Raw genomic sequence first — 16,392 nt, 5'->3', positions numbered from 1 at the left:
TAGAGAGTGCGATGGCCGGGACCAAGTCCCGGCCATTTTTGTTTGCTGACGCAGCCCGCAAATAGCGTCATTGCGAGCCAACGGGTCGGCGAACGCGCGCCCGATGACAGGCTCCGCGAAGCAATCCATGTTTCCACTTGCCGAGCCATGGATTGCTTCCGCCTTCGCCAAGGCTTCGGCGGACAAGTCGTCGCTGTCGCTCCTCGCAATGACGGCGGGTGGCTACCGTGCCTGCAGCACTTTGTTCACCATCTCCGTTGACCTGTTGTTTACGACTTTCATGCGCCGCGCGTTTACCAAGGCGCGCAATGCAACATGCGAAACGTGCGCGATCGCTTGAGTGTAGCGCGCGAGCAACGCCGATTAACTCCACAGCAACCTAAACGGTTTAGCAACGAGAAAGGTCGAATTGCGCGGATGTACCGCGTTCGATTGCACTCAGTAAGCGTTGCGTGAGCGTACGATGTTTGTGTCGCGTAACCAGCCGAGGGGCGCACGTCTTGCGCTCTTCGGCCTCGGTCTTGGCATCTTCGCACTGATGCCGACCGAGATCGGATATCAGGATATTGCCTCGCTCCTGGCCCGGCAGCCCGGCGTCGCCGAGCGCTGGCAGAAGCGCGTCTTCGCCTCCGCCGTCGGCTCCATCCAGGTCGCGACCTACAGCTTCGGCCGTCCGATCGGCACGTCCGCGCCGCAAGCGCCGCAAATCCTGCTCGCGAGACTGGACAGTTCGAACCTCGATATCACCGGAACGGTGACGCGCAATCCGATCACGGCCCCGCCGCCGCGCTATCAAGCATCCGATTTTCCCAAGGTCGATCGCACCATGAAGGGCGATCGCCTCGTCGTCCGGCGGCCCGATCAGGTCGAACCTGCGGAGCCTGCAAATACGGCGCCGGCGAACGAGGATCCGGCGACATCGAATTCGTCGGTCAAGGGCATGAAGACCGCGACCGCACCGGCCGATGGCGCGCCGCTCGATCCTGAATTGCAGGAGGCGCTGCGCGCGCCGCCCTTGCCGCAATATGCCAAGCCGTCGCCGCAGCAGAACGACGTGTCGCTCTCGCTCGAGGCCAGCCCGCTCGACGATCTGAAGCCCGCGCCCGCGAAGCCGGTAGCTGCGCCCGCCGATGCGGCGCGCGAGCGTGACCCGTTCGCATTCCAGACCGCCAGCCTGTTCTTCGGCTCGTCGCTCGGCACGCCGGAGAACCTCGAGCGCTGGCAGCCCGGCGAGGCGCCGGTTGTTGTGATGCCGGTAGCAACGCCCGATCCCGACATGAAGGTGATGGCGTCATTGCCGGTCGATGCCGACGGTCCGGTCAAGGCCGGCGAGATGGGCGAGAGCATCGCGCCGAAGGGCGAGGTCAATGCCGACGATCAGCACACCAAGACGCCGGCGGAGCGGCTCGGCCTGTTCGACGAGAAGTCGCGCGCCAAGTCGGAGAAGTGCCTCGCCGAGGCGGTCTATTTCGAAGCCCGCGGCGAAGCGGTGCGTGGCCAGATCGCGGTCGCCCAGGTGGTGCTGAACCGCGCCTTCTCCGGCAAATATCCGGAGACGGTGTGCGGCGTGGTCTACCAGAACAAGAATCGCCATTACGCCTGTCAGTTCACGTTCGCCTGCGACAACGTCCCCGACGTCGTCCGCGAGCCCGACATGTGGGATCGCGCCAGGAAGATCGCGAAGGCGATGCTCGACGGCGAATTGTGGCTGCCGGAAGTCGACCGCTCGACCCACTACCACGCCTATTGGGTGCGGCCGTCCTGGGTCAGCGAGATGAAGAAGATGTACAAGTTCGGCGTCCATACCTTCTATCGCCCGCGCGCCTGGGGCGACGGCAGCGACGCGCCGAGCTGGGGCAACCCGGCCGAGACCGCCAAGATCTCGGCGCAACTTGCCGAGGCCGCCCAGAGCTCGGCCGAGCAGGCCAGCGCCAGGCGCTAGCTGTCAACCTAACCTCCCCTTGAAAAGGGGAGGTCGCTTTGCTCGTCAGAGCAAAGCGGGTGGGGATCTGGTCCCTCCACGCGCAGCGATGCTTGTGGCTGACCCCCATCCCGACCTTCCCCCTTTGAGGGGGAAGGAGAAGACAACGTTCCCCGCCATTCGGCCTGAGCCGTCGCGATATTCGGGGCAGACGCGTCGCAACCTCACGACGTCGTTCCGGGATGGCCCGCAGAGCGTGCCCCGGAATGACGGTCATCATCCTCTCCGATTCTGCAGAGCAGCCCTGCAGGCGAATATTTTTCTCCGGCCCCTCTTGGGGTTTTCATGCACCTGCATTAACTCCCCGTAACGTTCGGCGGGGCGGCCCCCCGCGCAGCAGTTGCGGGGGAAGACAAGATGGCTGTTACCACAGGGGATCTTCGACCGACGTCGGGCACGTGGCGCACGCCGCTTGTCGTCATCGTCTGTGGCTGCGCGATTGCGCTGCTGAGCTTCGGCCCGCGCTCCAGCCTCGGCTTCTTCGTGCAGCCGATGAGCCATGAATTCACCTGGGGCCGCGACGTGTTCGGCCTCGCGCTGGCGCTGCAGAACCTGCTGTGGGGGCTCGGCCAGCCGATCGCCGGCGCAATTGCCGACCGCTTCGGGCTGCTGCGTGTGATGGTCGTCGGCGCACTGCTTTATGCCGTGGGCCTGCTCCTGATGCGTTACTCGGCGACGCCGCTCTCGCTCAACCTTGGCGCCGGCGTCTTGATCGGCTTCGGCCTGTCGGGCTCCTCGTTCAACCTGGTGCTGTCGGCGTTCAGCAAGCTGCTGCCGCCCGCGCAGCGCGGCATTGCGCTCGGCGCCGGCACCGCCGCGGGCTCGTTCGGCCAATTCCTGTTCGCGCCGTTCGGCGTCGCGATGATCGACAATTTCGGCTGGCAGACCGCGCTGCTGGTGTTCGGCGCGCTGATGCTGCTGATCCTGCCGCTGTCGCTGGCGCTCTCGACGCCGCCGGCGGAGACGAATGACGCTGCGCCCGCCGATCAGCAGTCGTTCAAGACCGCGCTGGCGGAGGCGTTCGGCCATCGCTCCTACGTGCTGCTGGTGCTCGGCTTCTTCACCTGCGGCTTCCAGCTCGCTTTCATCACCGTGCATTTGCCGGCCTATCTCGCCGACCGCGGCATTCCGGCATCGACCGGCGGCTGGGTGATTGCGGCGATCGGCCTGTTCAACATCGTGGGCTCGCTCAGCGTCGGCTGGCTGCAGAACGTCTTCCCGAAGCGCTACATCCTGTCGGTGATCTACTTCACCCGCGCGCTGTCCATCATCGCCTTCATCTCGTTCCCGATCACGACCTTCTCGGCGATCGCGTTCGGCGCGATCTCCGGCCTGACCTGGCTCTCCACGGTGCCGCCGACCTCGGCGCTGGTGGCGCTGATGTTCGGCACGCGCTGGTTTGCGACGCTGTACGGCTTCGCCTTCGTCAGCCATCAGGTCGGCGGCTTCCTCGGAGTCTGGCTCGGCGGCATCGTGTTCGAGCAGTACGGTTCCTACACCCCGATCTGGTGGCTGTCGGTGCTGTTTGGCGTGCTGTCCGCGCTGATCAACCTGCCGATCGTCGAAAAGCCCGTCGTCCGCCCGGTTGCGCAGCCTGCCTGATGGGGTAAACCATTTCCCCGAAACCAAGATTACGGGGAGTGCACATCGTGGCAACGTTCAAGGCAATCAGGATCGACAAGGCGGACAAGGGTACCACCGCCGCACTCACCCAATTCGACGAAGCCGAGCTGATGGACGGCGACGTCACCGTCCGCGTCGAGTGGTCGACGCTGAACTACAAGGACGGCCTCGCACTGACCGGCAAGGCACCGGTGGTGCGCCGGTTCCCGATGATCGCCGGCATCGATTTCGCGGGCACGGTCGAGCAATCCAGCCATCCGGACTGGAAGGCGGGCGACAAGGTCGTCTGCAACGGCTGGGGCATGGGCGAGACCCATCTCGGCGCCTATGCCGAAAAGGCCCGGGTCAAGGGCGACTGGCTGGTGCGGCTGCCCGACGGCATCTCGGCCCGCGATGCGATGGCGGTCGGTACCGCCGGCTATACCGCGATGCTCTCGGTGCTGGCGCTGGAGAAGCATGGTCTGACCCCGAAGAGCGGCCCGGTGGTGGTCACGGGTGCCGCCGGCGGCGTCGGCTCGGTGGCGATCGCCGTGCTGTCGAAGCTCGGCTACCACGTCATCGCGTCGACCGGGCGGATGTCGGAGACCGACTATCTCAAGGGTCTCGGCGCCACCGAGGTGATCGACCGCGCCGAACTGTCAGGTGCGCCCAAGGCGCTGGCGAAGGAGCGCTGGGCCGGCGGCGTCGACAGCGTCGGGTCGACCACGCTCGCCAACCTGCTGTCGATGACCAAGTATGGCGGAGCCATCGCGGCCTGCGGCCTGGCGGCCGGTATGGATCTGCCGTCGTCGGTCGCGCCCTTCATTTTGCGGGGTGTGTGCCTTCTCGGTATCGATTCGGTGATGTGTCCGATCGAACTGCGGAGGACCGCCTGGCGCCGCCTTGCCAGCGATCTGGATAAGGCAAAACTGGCTGATATCACTCACGAAATCGCCCTGGACGAAGTCATGGGCTTTGGCGCGAAAATCCTCGGTGGCCAAGTCCGCGGCCGCATCGTGGTAAAAATAGTCTGAGGACGTTCAGACTTTACCAACCAAGCTGCTCCAATGTTGCCACTGTTGGTATGGTAAGCAGCGGGTAAAGAGACTTGCGGCATGATCCCGGGGGGCCGGGTTTCCTCGCGCAGACGTCGAAAAGCGTTGGTGCGGGGGTCATGCGCAACAAGGAGCGAGTGCCCGCGCTCGTCAGTGGAGTAGCTCATGCTTGCGCGTTTGGTGTTGGGGGCCGTCACGGCCGGAGCAATGGTCGTGCCGGCATTCGCGGGCATGATGAACGCCGATGAGGCCCGCAGGTTCGTCGCCGGCAAGGTGTTCGCGTTCACCTGTTTCGATGGCACCCGCGGCGCCGGTCGCATCCTCGACGATCTGGGTGCGGCAGGCTCGGTCCAGTTCTCCGGCTCGGGGCCGATCCGTCACCTGCGCCTGCCCGGCAACACGCTGCAGATCCGCGGTCAGAGCGTTTGCGCGTCGCTGAAGGGCATTCCGTTCGAACCGTGCTTCAATCTCGACAAGCAGGACGACCGCTCGTTCCGCGGCTCGGTCTCCGGCATGGGCTTTGCCTATTGCGATTTCCATCACCAGGGCGGCCAGCAGATGCTGATGGCGCGCGCGGCGGCGCGTCCGCGCTCGCTGCATCCGCGCACCCGATCCGCGGATGCCTCGCAGACCGAAGTGTCGCGCGTTGAGACGCCGCAGGTCGGAAGCGCGAAGCTCGAGCCGGTCAAGGCCGAGCCCGCCAAGGTCGAGAGCGCACCGGAATTGCGCCGCTCCACTGACTAACCTTTCATCTGCGCGCTAGCGGGAATAGCGCCGCCAAGCCGTAGTCATACGGATGGCGGTCGCCACGCCTTGCTCGCTACTCAATACCTGGCGTTCGCCGCGAGGCGGGACATTGGGGACTCTGATTTTGAGTAGTCATATGGCGCAATATTTTTTTCGAATTAGTGATGGCGATTACGCTGGTGCATCCGACCACGCGACGGAGTTTGAAAGCCGCGACGTGGCCTGGGCCGAGATGACCAAGGTCTGCGGAAATTTCCTCGGCAGCATTTCGCGCAATCTGAAACAGAACAGCGAATGGCACATGGAGCTGCTCGACGAGGGCAGAAAACCCGTGTTCAGGATTCGACTGGTCGCCGAGTCCGTCGACTGAAGCTGTCCTTCAAGACGGCAAGTCCTAACCCTCAGCTTGCGCGAGCGGCGGAGCGGTTCGCCTGCGAAACAGGATCCGCTGATACAGCCAGCCGATCGCGACCAGCACGATGCCAAGGCACATGAACGACAGCGCGCGGTAGACACCAGTGAGCGTCGACATGTCGATCAGGAACGCCTTCAGGATCGTCAGCCCGATCACCGCAGCAGACGCAAGCCGCGCCCGCTGTGAGTTGACCATGATGCCGACGCCGAGCAGCGCGACGCCGAACATCAGCCAGGCGATCGAATAGGTGTATTGCTCCGCGCCCGTGGTCTCGCCACGCGTCAGCACCGGTCCATGGTAGAGCCTACGGATTTCGAACGTGACATAGGCGAGCGCAAGCACCAGCGCGCCGGCGGCGATCGTGTTGGCGTAGCCGGCAGGACGATGGCCCGCCACCGCATGGGACAGCAGCAGCGCCAGCACCGCCGGCAGCGCGTAGCCGAGCAGCAGCAGGTTGATGAAGCTGCCGCCGACGTCCTGCCACCACAGCATCGGATTCTCCAGCGCCAGCAGCCCGAACAGGCTGGCAAGCCCTGCGAACGCGGTCAGCAGGATCGCGCCGATATTGTGCACGATGCTGCCGCTGCGCAGGCGCAGCCGCTCCAGTCCGATCGCCATCGCAAGCGTCACGCCGACCTGCAGCGCGACCTCGGTCAGCCCGGCGCTGGCATAATAGACATCGCCGCTATTGACCGCGTGGCGGATCTCCATGAAGGCAAGCAGCACCGTGAACAGGATCGCGGCGGATTCGACGATGCGCAGCGGGACGTCGTCGCCGCTGCGGCGCAGGAAATGGCTTGCCGCCCAGAATGACAGCGCCGGCACGCCATAGCCCCACAGCAGCCAGTTGAAGATCGGCGTGGTGCCGACGGCGTCGCCCGCGATCCGGGGCTCATAGCCGATGCGCAGCACGACGATGCCGGCCAGGATCGCGGCAAGCCAGCGCAGGAACGGAATCGGCCGCTGCACCGACAGCCACGCCGTGCCCATCGACACCAGCGCGAGCGTGATGGTGAGCCAGCCCTTGTCGAGCGCGAAGGTCAGCGCCAGCGCCAGCGAGGCGAGGGCGCCGGTGGCGGACAACGCAATCGAAGGCGACAGCTCCGGCCGTTCGCCGCGCCGGGTCAGCGCCTCGGTCGCGGCTGCGTAGGCCGCCGCCAGCAGCACGGCGAGGATCGCGAATGGGATCGAGCGGTCGAGATGCGCGATGCGTGCATAGAGCGCGACCAGCAGCGCGACCGGTGTGAACACCGCCGCCGCGGCCCAGGTCACCGTGACCTGCGTGGTGGCAAAACGCAGTTGCGCGAGGAAGCCGGCGATGCCGAAGGCGGCTGCGAACAGCGCGGCGGTGACGAGATGCAGCGAGACCGAGCCGTCGGTCGCGGACGGGCCGATGCCCGGAATCGCGCCGCCCGGCAGCACCAGCATGTCGACGTTGCGGCGGACGGCCCATTCGCCGAACACAATGAACACGAAGATCGACGCGGCGCCGATCGCACGGGTAGCAGCAGGCGCGCGCCAGGCGACAAAAAGGCTGCCCGCTGTCAGCAAGGCAAAGCCGATCATCGCGACGTCGGCGTGGGCGCTGTTGAGCACGATCAGCATCGCGCCGAGCAGATAGGCGGCGAGCGAGCTAGATGAAATCGGCTCGATCTCCTCGCCGTCGCCGTCGGGACCGAACATGAAGCCGCAGGCCACGAGCAGCGCCGCCAGCACGAAGCCCGCGATGACGTGGAAGACGTGCGGCGCGATCATCTCGGGCCCGCATGCCAGGCATGGGAAGGTCCACAGCAGCGCGAAGGCGATCGTCGTGACCGCGAGCCAGCGCCACAGCCGGATGCGGGCAAGCGCGAAGGCTGCCGCCGTGACGATGGCGAGGTAGACGTAGAGCGACCAGAAGTCGGGCTTGTCTGACGACACCAGGAGCGGCGTGACGAAGGCGCCGACGATCCCGAGCCCGGCCAGCGCGGCGTGCCGAGCGCGACCATGCCGAGCAGGATGAAGGCGGTTGCCGGGGCGAGGAAGTCATACAGCGCGTAGGCGGCGTAGACGGTAGCGAATGCCACCGCGGTGCCCGCCGCGGTGAGGATCGCCGGGATGTTGGCGATCGGCAGCGCCGCGATGTTGGAGATGCTTTCCTGGCGCCTGGTCCATTCACCGGCGCCGAGCAGCGCCAGCGCAAACAATCCGCCGAGCATCGTGCGAACGCCGGGGCCGAGCAAACCGGCCTCGATCGAATAGCGCACCATGAAGAAGCCGCCGAGCGCGAGCGTCAGGCCGCCGATCCACACCACCCAGCGCGTGCCGAGCGTCTCCTCGAAGCCGGGCGCCGGCTGCGGCGGAGCTGGCGGCTCCGGCAGGGGCGGCGGTGCGGCGCCTGCAGCGTCCGCGGCTGGCTCGCTCTGCGCGGCCGGCTCGCCGGGAGCCGCCTCCGGGAGCGGTGGCGGCACGGCGGAAGGCGCCGTCGGCGGCGTCTGCTCGAACTCCTGCAGCGGGGCCAGCGGTGGTGGCATGGCCGTCCGCGCGGCGGCGCCGCCCGCGGCCTCGATCGCATCCAGGCGGCGCTGCAGCAGGTCGATCCGGCCCAGCGCCTTGCGCGCGAAAATGATCGCGACGATGGCGAGGACGAGCGTCAGGAAGTCGAACGGCGAATCGAACATTGGGCCTCCGGCAGGACGCGCCGGACTTGGCCAGCCGGCGGCCCGTCGCAACCTAGTAGTGCCGTGAGGAGGACCGGAAGTTCAAGCGATCGGGCGTGACCGGCCGCGCTAGTCCAGATCGATGCGGAAGGGGCGGCCTTCGACGCTCATGCTGCCGGGACCCATCGCGTCGAGTGCACGCAGCATCCGGCCCTCGCGTCCCAGCGCCTTGTCGGCGAGGCTGACGATCAGCCGGTTGGGGGCCGCGATCGGCGAGGCCTCGCGGATCATCCGGGCGATGGACATTTCGTCGCGGTGCGGGTTGAGGGCGCAGACCGTGGCGAATGCGCTCGCGGTCGAGCGGCTGATGCCGGCGTAGCAATGCACCACCATCGGTGCTTGGCGATCCCAGCCGCGCACGAAGCTCAGCACCTTCTCGATATGCGACTCGTTGGGCGCAACGAATCCGTCCATCTGTTCGATGATGTCGTCCATCGACACTTTCAGGTGGTTGGCCGGCAGCACGGAAGGCGGTCGCTGCACTTGGTCGACATTGGCCATCACGGTCAGCACATGGCTGGCGCCGGTGGCGCGAACCGTGTCGGAGAGTGCGGCAAGCGAGCAGACGTGAAGCATGATGGTCCTTCTATCGGGGGTGCCGGATTATAACGGCTGCTCCCGAACGGGCAAAGGCGGGGGTGCCATGCCGATTTGTCGTTTTGCGGCGCAACCGGCGGCACGTTTTGCGGTGCCGCCCTACGAAGCGTGCAATGCCTTGAAGCGCTCAAGAAACTGCTTTTCGGCCCGCGCGGCGGTCCATGGCGTCAGATAGTCGCGCTCGGTCGCTTCGGGCAGTTCCGGATCGCGGCCGAACAGCCGCTTGGCCTCGGCTTGCGAAAATCCCGCCAGATGCGTCGCCTCGAGATAGGCGGCGCCACGATCGGCGGCCTTGATCTGCTGGGTGATCTCGTCCGCCAGCACGGCCGGCAAGCCGAAGCGAATATGGATCGCGCTGAGCAGCCGCTTTTCCACCGCCTTGTATTCGCCTGACAGCACCGCCTTGAACGGTGAGATCATGTCGCCGATGACATATTCCGGTGCGTCGTGCAGCAGCGCGGCGAGACGATGGCGGATGTCGACGCGCGGCATCTGCTGGCGCATCACCGCCTCGACCAGCAGCGTGTGCTGGGCCACCGAGAAGATGTGCGCCCCGCTGGTCTGGCCGTTCCAGCGCGCGACCCGCGCCAGTCCATGCGCGATGTCGACGATTTCGATATCGAGCGGCGACGGGTCGAGCAGGTCCAGCCGGCGTCCCGACAACATCCGCTGCCAGGCGCGGGTTGTCTCCGTCGATTTGCGCGCCGTCATTTCTTCTTGAGTCGCGGTGTGCGGAGCTTGCCGCTGCAGCTCTCGTGGCAGAAGCAGGTCACGAGGTGATCGTTGACCATGCCGGTCGCCTGCATGAAGGCGTAGACGATGGTGGGACCGACGAACTTGAAGCCGCGCGCGCCGAGCTCCTTGGAGACCTTGATCGAGACCGGCGTCGAGGCCGGCACGCTCGCGGTGGTCTTGAATTGATTGACCTTCGGCTTGCCGTCGACGAAGTCCCACAGGAAATTCGAGAAGCCGGGCCCCTTCTCCATGATCTCCAGATAGCCCTTGGCACTCGCGACCGCGCCTTCGATCTTGGCGCGGTTGCGGACGATGCCGGCATCGTTCATCAGCGCGTGGACCTTCTTGGTGTTGTAGCGCGCGATCTTCTCGGGCTGGAAATCGTCGAAGGCTTTGCGGAAGTTCTCGCGCTTGCGCAGGATCGTGATCCAGGACAGGCCGGCCTGGAAGCCGTCGAGGATCAGCTTTTCATAGAGCGCGCGGTCGTCATATTCCGGCACGCCCCATTCATTGTCGTGATAGGCGATGTAGAACGCATCCTCGCCCGGCCAGGGGCAGCGCGTCTTGCCGTCGGGATGCAGCTGCGCGGTACGGCTCATGCGACGGTCTGCTTGGGTGTGATGCGGACGGCGTCAGGTTCGGCGAGGTGTAGCGACAGCCCACCCGCGGTCAGCGCCAGCCCAGCGTCGAGCGCGTCGGCGACGCGATCGATGCGGACCAGCGCGAGACCTTTCTCTCCGGCGGTTGAGCCGATGGTGCCGACCTGCTTGTCGCCAGCCAGGATGGTAGCGCCGGCTTCGGGGGCGGGGCCGTCGAGGACAATCTTCACCGTACGGGTGCGCGCCGTGCCGCGGTGCTGCATGCGCGACACCACCTCCTGGCCGACATAGCAGCCCTTGTCGAAATCGACGCCGTTGAGGCGATCCATGTTGGTCTCGTGCGGGAAGGCGTCGCCATACATGAAGTCGACCCCGCCGCGCGGCACGCCGGTGGCGATCCGATGCGCCTCGTAGGCGCTGGAGTCGACGAGATCGGCACCGATCAGCTCAGCGAGCTTCTGCTTCAAATCTTCCGGAATCAGGATGCGCCAGCCGAGCGCTGGGTTGCGCGGATCGGCGAACGCGAGATCCGGCGTCGCCGCCGGCTCGCCATCCCAGGCCGCCAGCACACCAAGGCCGTCGGACAGGTTCTCGACCACGACCTTGGCGCGCAGCTTGTAGAAGCCGAGCTTGTCGGCAAGGCCCTTGGCGAGCGCGTGCGGCGCATCGATCAGGAAGCCGCCGCCGTGGCCGGCGGGTATCTCGGTGATCAGGAAATCGACGATGATCTTGCCCTGCGGCGTCAGCAGCGCGCCGAACCGGGCCTGTCCCGCGCGCAACTCGGCGATGTCGGCGGTGATGAGGCCGTTGAGGAAGTTGCGGGCGTCCTCGCCAGAGACCTTGACCACGCCCCGATCTGGAAGAAACGCTGCTTTCATTCGCAAAATTGGCTCTTTTCCAAGTTCCTTGGGAAACGCGCAGGCCGCGATATCCCCTGCCAAGCTAAGGCGCTAGAGTGCGCCGAACAAGGCCCGCGCGACAGCCGAAAGCGGGCGTCGAGGACCGATGAATCAGCATTTTGACACCATTCTAAAATCCGGCACCGTGGTCAATCAGGACGGCGAGGGCGTGCGCGATATCGGTATCGCGGGCGGCCGTATCGCCGCGATCGGCTCGCTCAATCAGGCCTCGGCCGGCGAGGTGATCGACTGCAAGGGCCTGCACATCCTGCCCGGCGTGATGGACACCCAGGTGCATTTCCGCGAGCCCGGGTTGACCCAGAAGGAAGACCTCGAGACCGGCTCGCGCAGCGCGGTGATGGGCGGGGTCACCGCCGTGTTCGAGATGCCGAACACCAATCCGCTGACGGTCACCGAAGCGGCCTTCACCGACAAGATCAAGCGCGGCCGCCATCGCATGCATTGCGATTTCGCGTTCTTCATCGGCGGCACCCGCGAGAACGTGCAGGATCTGCCGGAGCTCGAGCGCGCCCCGGGCTGCGCCGGCGTCAAGGTGTTCATCGGCTCCTCCACCGGCGCGCTGCTGGTCGAGGACGACGCAAGCCTGCGGCGGATCTTCCAGGTGATCCGGCGCCGCGCTGCGTTCCACGCCGAGGACGAATACCGTCTCAACGAGCGCAAGCCGCTGCGGATCGAGGGCGATGCTCGCTCGCATCCGGTGTGGCGCGACGAGGCCGCGGCGCTGATGGCGACCGAGCGTCTGGTCAATCTCGCGCGCGAGACCGGCAAGCGCATCCACGTGCTGCACATCTCGACCAAGGAAGAGATTCTATACCTGCGTGACCACAAGGATGTCGCCTCCTGCGAAGCGACGCCGCACCACCTCACCATGGCCGCGCCGGAGTGCTACGAGCGGCTCGGCACACTGGCCCAGATGAACCCGCCGGTGCGCTCGGCCGATCACCGCGCCGGCATCTGGTACGGTATCGAGCAGGGCATCATCGACGTGCTCGGCTCGGATCACGCGCCGCATACGCTGGAGGAGAAGGCCAAGACCTATCCGGCCTCGCCGTCGGGCATGACCGGCGTGCAGACGCTGGTGCCGCTGATGCTCGATCACGTCAATGCCGGGCGGCTGTCGCTGGCTCGCTTCGTCGATCTCACCAGCGCGGGGCCTGCGCGCCTGTTCAACATCGCCTGCAAGGGCCGCATCGCGGCCGGTTACGATGCTGACTTCACAATCGTCGACCTGAAGCGCAGCGAGACCATCACCAACAAATGGATCGCCTCGCGCGCCGCCTGGACGCCTTATGACGGCGTGCGGGTGCATGGCTGGCCGGTCGGCACCTTCGTGCGCGGCCGGCGGGTGATGTGGCAGGGCGAAGTCACGACGCCGTCGACCGGCGAGCCGGTTCGGTTCCTCGAGACGCTGAAGCCGTAGGTTCGCGTTTGACGCGTTTTCTTGACGCGAACCGGCGGCCCACTTCGCTCGAAAACGCTATCGTTTTACTGTCGGGCCAATGCCAGCGAGAACTCGCCGTTGCGCACGCGCGCGGCGAGGCCCTCGGCGAATTTCGCCACCGCGTCCTCGCCATAGGTGCCGACCAGCTCGGCGAGCGCCGCAAACAGGCTCGCCTGCGCGAGGCAGTCGCCATCGACGCCGTCGTGACGCGCTTCAGCCCAGGCCTCGTTGAGGTAGCCCAGCGCGGCCTGCTTCTGCTCGTGGTCGGGTCGCGGGTCTTGGTGATGGGGGAAGGACGCTGGATGGCGCATGAAACTCTGCAAATTGACAGCGCGCGGTCCGAGGAGCGAACCACTGCGACGTGCGAGATGTATCACGCATGCAGGTACCGCCTAGCCCACATCTTTCGAAAAGGTTAACGGCGGCCTCGGCATTTAAAGGGGAATTCCGGATATCCGGGCCGCGATCAGCCGAATGAGCTGTGGATATGGTCCAGCACCGCGCGCGGCGTGGCGCACAGATGGCTGGCGCCGGCCTCGGTCAGCTCCTCGGGCGTGCCGTAGCCATAGGTGACGCCGACCGCCCGGATGCCGTTTCGATTCGCCCCGATCACGTCGTGGCTGCGATCGCCGATCATCAGGGATTTGGCCGGATCGGCCCCGGTCTGCGCCAGCGCATAGGTGAGCAGGTCGACCTTGTTGACCCGGGTTCCGTCGAACTCCGAGCCGAACACGTGGTCGAAATAGCCGCCGAGGCCGAAATGCGCGATGATCCGCGTCGCGAACACATGCGGCTTCGAGGTCGCGACGAACATCCGGCCCGGTGCCCGGCGCAGCTCGGCCAGAACCTCCGCGATGTCGGGATAGACCGCGTTCTCGAACAGCCCGACATCGCCGAATCTTTCGCGGTAGAGCGCGACCGCGCGGTCGGCGAGCTCCTCGCCGCCGAGCAGCATCGCAAAGCTCGCCCTGAGCGGCGGCCCGATGCACCAGATCAGTTCATCCTGCGAGGGAACCGGCCGGCCGAGCTTTTCCAGCGCGTACTGGATCGAGCCGGTGATACCGGGCTTCGGGTCGGTCAGGGTGCCGTCGAGGTCGAAGAAGATCGCCCGTTCAGTTGGCATAGCGGGCCGTCAGGTCGCGCGAGATTTTCGAGCCCTCCTCGATGTAGCGGCGGATCGCCACGGTGGCCGCGGGCGTGCAGGTCCGGTAGGTCTGCTGGAAGCCGTTATAGCCGCGGTTGAAGCCTGCGATCATGCGGGCGCGGCGGTCGCCGGAGGGGGTCTCGGCATCGATCAGCGCCTGCATCTCGTTGCGCCATTTGGCACCCTCGTTGGAGCCGCAGATGCCGCGCAGATAGTGCAGGGCGCCGAGGATCTCGGCCAGCCGTTGCAAATCGCCGTCGAACGGCGCAGCCGCGTCCTGCGCCCGGGCGGGCGTCGCAAGGCATGCCGACAACAGGATCACAACGGCGAGAAAGGCTTTGATCATCGGGGTTCCGGAATGGCCGTGGTATGCCCCCTCAATGCGCCCGAGGCAAGGCGGCCGAGCCCCCCAAAGCCGCTAAAACGGGCCTCAAACCAGCCGCCGGGCGGCCGCAATCACCTCATGCAGGCCGCCGGTGACCTTGAGGTCGCCGATCTCCTCCGGCGCCAGCCATTTGAAATCGTCGTGCTCGTCGTTCAGGTGAGGCTCGCGGGACGCCCAGCGCGCCGCAAAGGTCATGATCAGATAGTGTCCGGTGCCGGGGCCGGTCGGCAGCACCTCGCGCCAGCCGGCGAGGCCGACGATCTCGACCTTGAGGCCGGTCTCCTCGTCGATCTCCCGGTGCAGGGCGGTATGCAGCGATTCGCCGAACTCGACCCGGCCGCCGGGCAGCGAATAGAAGCCCTTGCCGGGCGAGCGGGCGCGGCGCACCAGCAGCACCTTGTCGTCGCGGAAAATCACGCCTGACACGGCGAGCTGCGGGCGGATCGGAGGTTCGGGAGAGGTCAAGGTGATTAGCAGCCGGTTGTGAAGACCATCATGCCCGATATCTCAGGCGCCCGCCATGATGCTGTCGACATCGGCCTCTGCGGCGCCATTGATGATGCCGGCGGTCTGCATCACCAGCGGCTTGACCCAGACGATCGCCTGCTCGGCGAGCGCGACCCGGCTCTTGTCCTGCTGCAATTGCCGCATCGCCGCCCCGACCTCGGTCAGGATCTTCGTCATGCTGTCGGTGAGCTGGTCGAATTCGGCTCGGATTGCGGCGTCCGCGGTCTCATAGGCCTCGATCGCGAGATCGCGCGCCCGAAAATTCGACGCGGTGAAATGCTCAGCATAGGACAGCGGCTGCCATTCGAGGAAATCGCTGGCGCATTCCGGCAGGTCCGGGACCATCTCCAGCAGCATGATGGCTTCGTTGAAGTGATTGAGGTAGTCCGTGGCAAGCCCGGTGCGGGGATTGATGTTGGCGGCGCGCAACAGCGCCGCCCGCGCCTCGTCGGGGTACGTCGGTCGCGGGGAAGAGCCCGCTATGGCGGCCGTTGAGGTCATTGATCGCAGTCTTTAACGTTCCAAGTTAAGGCAGAATAAACGGATACCACTCTGGACGGCAAATGTGCGGACGCTTTGTCATTACCTCGCCGCCGGCGGCCTTGCGCGAGATGTTCGGCTATATCGAGCAGCCGAATTTTCCGCCACGGTATAATGTTGCGCCGACCCAGCCGATCCCGGTGGTGCTGCTGCAGAATGGCGGCCGGCATTTTCAATTGATGCGCTGGGGCCTGATCCCGTCGTGGGTCAAGGACCCCAGGACCTTCTCGCTGCTGATCAACGCGCGCTCCGAGACGGTGCGTGAGAAGCCGGCCTTCAAGAACGCGATCAAGCGGCGTCGCGCGCTGATCCCGGCCGACGGCTATTACGAATGGCAGGATGCCGGCGGCCGCAAGCGGCCATTCTTCATTCATCGCCGCGACGGACACCCGCTTGCCTTTGCCGCGCTCGCCGAGACCTGGATGGGACCGAACGGCGAGGAGCAGGACACGGTCGCGATCGTCACCGCGCCCGCGAGCCCTGATCTTGCGCAGCTGCATCACCGCGTGCCGGTCACGATCAGGCCCGAGCAATTCGTGCGCTGGCTCGACTGCCTGCCGAACGATGTCGACGACGTGATGCCGATGCTGAAGGGCCCCGAGGTCGGCGAGTTCGCCTGGCACCAGGTGACGATGCGCGTCAACGCGGTCGCCAATGACGATGCGCAATTACTGCTGCCGATGACCGCGGAGGAAATCGCCGCGGAGGACGCGCCGCAGCCGAAGAAGGCCGCGCCGAGGAAGGCGGCGGTGCGGGAGGACGGCGGGCAGGGGTCGTTGTTTTGAGGGCTCACTGAACCGGCGTGATGCAGCGCGGATTTGCGTCAGCTCTCTCCACATCGTCGTCCTGGCGCAAGCCAGGACCCATATGTGGACGGCCCCCGTGGCACAAGAGCTGTTTGGTGAGATCGGATCGCTTGCATCCATATGTCCGGCCTGTTGGGTGCGATCGAATGGATCGCTGGCCAAGATGGTTTGCGCGATGCGAGTTCCAAACAACCACGCGGCCTGTTGGCGGCCGATGGG

Annotated in this window: 17 protein-coding genes and 1 pseudogene; 8 read left to right on the top strand and 10 right to left on the bottom strand. The window is 65.9% G+C overall.

Features of this window, described 5'->3' with window-relative positions:
- Positions 1-127 precede the first annotated feature (127 nt).
- The 6 genes from I6F38_RS16265 to I6F38_RS16240 all read left to right on the top strand — a co-directional run bounded on the left by I6F38_RS16265 (position 128) and on the right by I6F38_RS16240 (position 5,755).
- Positions 128-340, top strand: a complete 213-nt coding sequence (locus I6F38_RS16265; RefSeq protein WP_225161046.1) for a hypothetical protein — start codon at positions 128-130, stop codon at positions 338-340.
- Between the two features lie 123 nt (positions 341-463).
- Positions 464-1,942 carry a cell wall hydrolase gene (locus I6F38_RS16260; protein ID WP_225161045.1) on the top strand — a complete coding sequence of 493 codons (1,479 nt, stop codon included), beginning with the start codon at positions 464-466 and terminating at the stop codon, positions 1,940-1,942.
- 396 nt (positions 1,943-2,338) lie between these two features.
- Positions 2,339-3,583 carry an MFS transporter gene (locus I6F38_RS16255; RefSeq protein ID WP_225161044.1) on the top strand — a complete coding sequence of 415 codons (1,245 nt, stop codon included), beginning with the start codon at positions 2,339-2,341 and terminating at the stop codon, positions 3,581-3,583.
- Positions 3,584-3,630: 47 nt separating this feature from the next.
- The gene (locus I6F38_RS16250) at positions 3,631-4,617 is read left to right on the top strand and encodes an MDR family oxidoreductase (RefSeq protein ID WP_026193152.1); all 987 of its coding nucleotides are present in this window, start codon (positions 3,631-3,633) and stop codon (positions 4,615-4,617) included.
- Between the two features lie 186 nt (positions 4,618-4,803).
- Complete coding sequence (locus I6F38_RS16245; protein WP_028332627.1) at positions 4,804-5,382, top strand: hypothetical protein; 579 nt, start codon at positions 4,804-4,806, stop codon at positions 5,380-5,382.
- 139 nt (positions 5,383-5,521) lie between these two features.
- Positions 5,522-5,755 (top strand): hypothetical protein, encoded by a 234-nt coding sequence (locus I6F38_RS16240; RefSeq protein WP_016844381.1) that lies wholly within the window; start codon positions 5,522-5,524, stop codon positions 5,753-5,755.
- A 24-nt stretch (positions 5,756-5,779) separates the two neighbouring features.
- On the opposite strand, the pseudogene I6F38_RS16235 reads toward I6F38_RS16240, so the two are convergent.
- The 5 genes and pseudogenes from I6F38_RS16235 to I6F38_RS16215 form a co-directional block, all read right to left on the bottom strand.
- Positions 5,780-8,460 (bottom strand): annotated as a pseudogene (locus I6F38_RS16235) (DUF2339 domain-containing protein).
- Positions 8,461-8,568: 108 nt separating this feature from the next.
- Positions 8,569-9,075: a protein-tyrosine phosphatase family protein gene (locus I6F38_RS16230; protein WP_028332625.1), complete on the bottom strand. Its 507-nt coding sequence runs from the start codon at positions 9,073-9,075 to the stop codon at positions 8,569-8,571.
- Positions 9,076-9,195: 120 nt separating this feature from the next.
- Complete coding sequence (locus tag I6F38_RS16225) at positions 9,196-9,807, bottom strand: HD family hydrolase (protein WP_225161043.1); 612 nt, start codon at positions 9,805-9,807, stop codon at positions 9,196-9,198.
- Positions 9,804-10,430: a DNA-3-methyladenine glycosylase I gene (locus I6F38_RS16220; RefSeq protein WP_225161042.1), complete on the bottom strand. Its 627-nt coding sequence runs from the start codon at positions 10,428-10,430 to the stop codon at positions 9,804-9,806. The genes I6F38_RS16225 and I6F38_RS16220 overlap by 4 nt, the downstream gene beginning before the upstream one ends.
- Positions 10,427-11,308, bottom strand: coding sequence for a folate-binding protein (locus tag I6F38_RS16215; protein WP_225161041.1), 882 nt, complete (start codon positions 11,306-11,308; stop codon positions 10,427-10,429). Before I6F38_RS16215 ends, I6F38_RS16220 begins: the two co-directional genes overlap by 4 nt.
- Before the next feature lie 127 nt (positions 11,309-11,435).
- Between I6F38_RS16215 and I6F38_RS16210 the strand changes: the two genes are divergently transcribed.
- On the top strand, positions 11,436-12,770 hold the full coding sequence (locus tag I6F38_RS16210) for a dihydroorotase (protein ID WP_225161040.1): 1,335 nt from the start codon (positions 11,436-11,438) through the stop codon (positions 12,768-12,770).
- 65 nt (positions 12,771-12,835) lie between these two features.
- Here I6F38_RS16210 and I6F38_RS16205 read toward each other — a convergent pair whose 3' ends face one another.
- From I6F38_RS16205 to I6F38_RS16185, 5 genes are all read right to left on the bottom strand, one after another.
- Complete coding sequence (locus tag I6F38_RS16205; protein ID WP_028332620.1) at positions 12,836-13,102, bottom strand: hypothetical protein; 267 nt, start codon at positions 13,100-13,102, stop codon at positions 12,836-12,838.
- 155 nt (positions 13,103-13,257) lie between these two features.
- On the bottom strand, positions 13,258-13,914 hold the full coding sequence (locus I6F38_RS16200) for an HAD family hydrolase (protein ID WP_225161039.1): 657 nt from the start codon (positions 13,912-13,914) through the stop codon (positions 13,258-13,260).
- Positions 13,904-14,281 carry a TIGR02301 family protein gene (locus I6F38_RS16195; RefSeq protein ID WP_076824032.1) on the bottom strand — a complete coding sequence of 126 codons (378 nt, stop codon included), beginning with the start codon at positions 14,279-14,281 and terminating at the stop codon, positions 13,904-13,906. The genes I6F38_RS16200 and I6F38_RS16195 overlap by 11 nt, the downstream gene beginning before the upstream one ends.
- A gap of 84 nt (positions 14,282-14,365) precedes the next feature.
- Positions 14,366-14,785 (bottom strand): NUDIX hydrolase, encoded by a 420-nt coding sequence (locus I6F38_RS16190; RefSeq protein ID WP_057014939.1) that lies wholly within the window; start codon positions 14,783-14,785, stop codon positions 14,366-14,368.
- A gap of 42 nt (positions 14,786-14,827) precedes the next feature.
- On the bottom strand, positions 14,828-15,328 hold the full coding sequence (locus tag I6F38_RS16185) for a hypothetical protein (protein ID WP_092087731.1): 501 nt from the start codon (positions 15,326-15,328) through the stop codon (positions 14,828-14,830).
- Positions 15,329-15,390: 62 nt separating this feature from the next.
- Between I6F38_RS16185 and I6F38_RS16180 the strand changes: the two genes are divergently transcribed.
- Positions 15,391-16,152 carry an SOS response-associated peptidase gene (locus tag I6F38_RS16180; RefSeq protein WP_225161038.1) on the top strand — a complete coding sequence of 254 codons (762 nt, stop codon included), beginning with the start codon at positions 15,391-15,393 and terminating at the stop codon, positions 16,150-16,152.
- The last annotated feature ends 240 nt before the right edge of the window (positions 16,153-16,392 follow it).

Source organism: Bradyrhizobium sp. BRP56 (genome assembly GCF_020194035.1).
GTDB classification, from domain to species: Bacteria; Pseudomonadota; Alphaproteobacteria; order Rhizobiales; family Xanthobacteraceae; genus Bradyrhizobium; species Bradyrhizobium australafricanum.
Note: the sequence above shows the minus strand (reverse complement) of the source record. Positions and strands in the feature narration are given on the sequence as shown.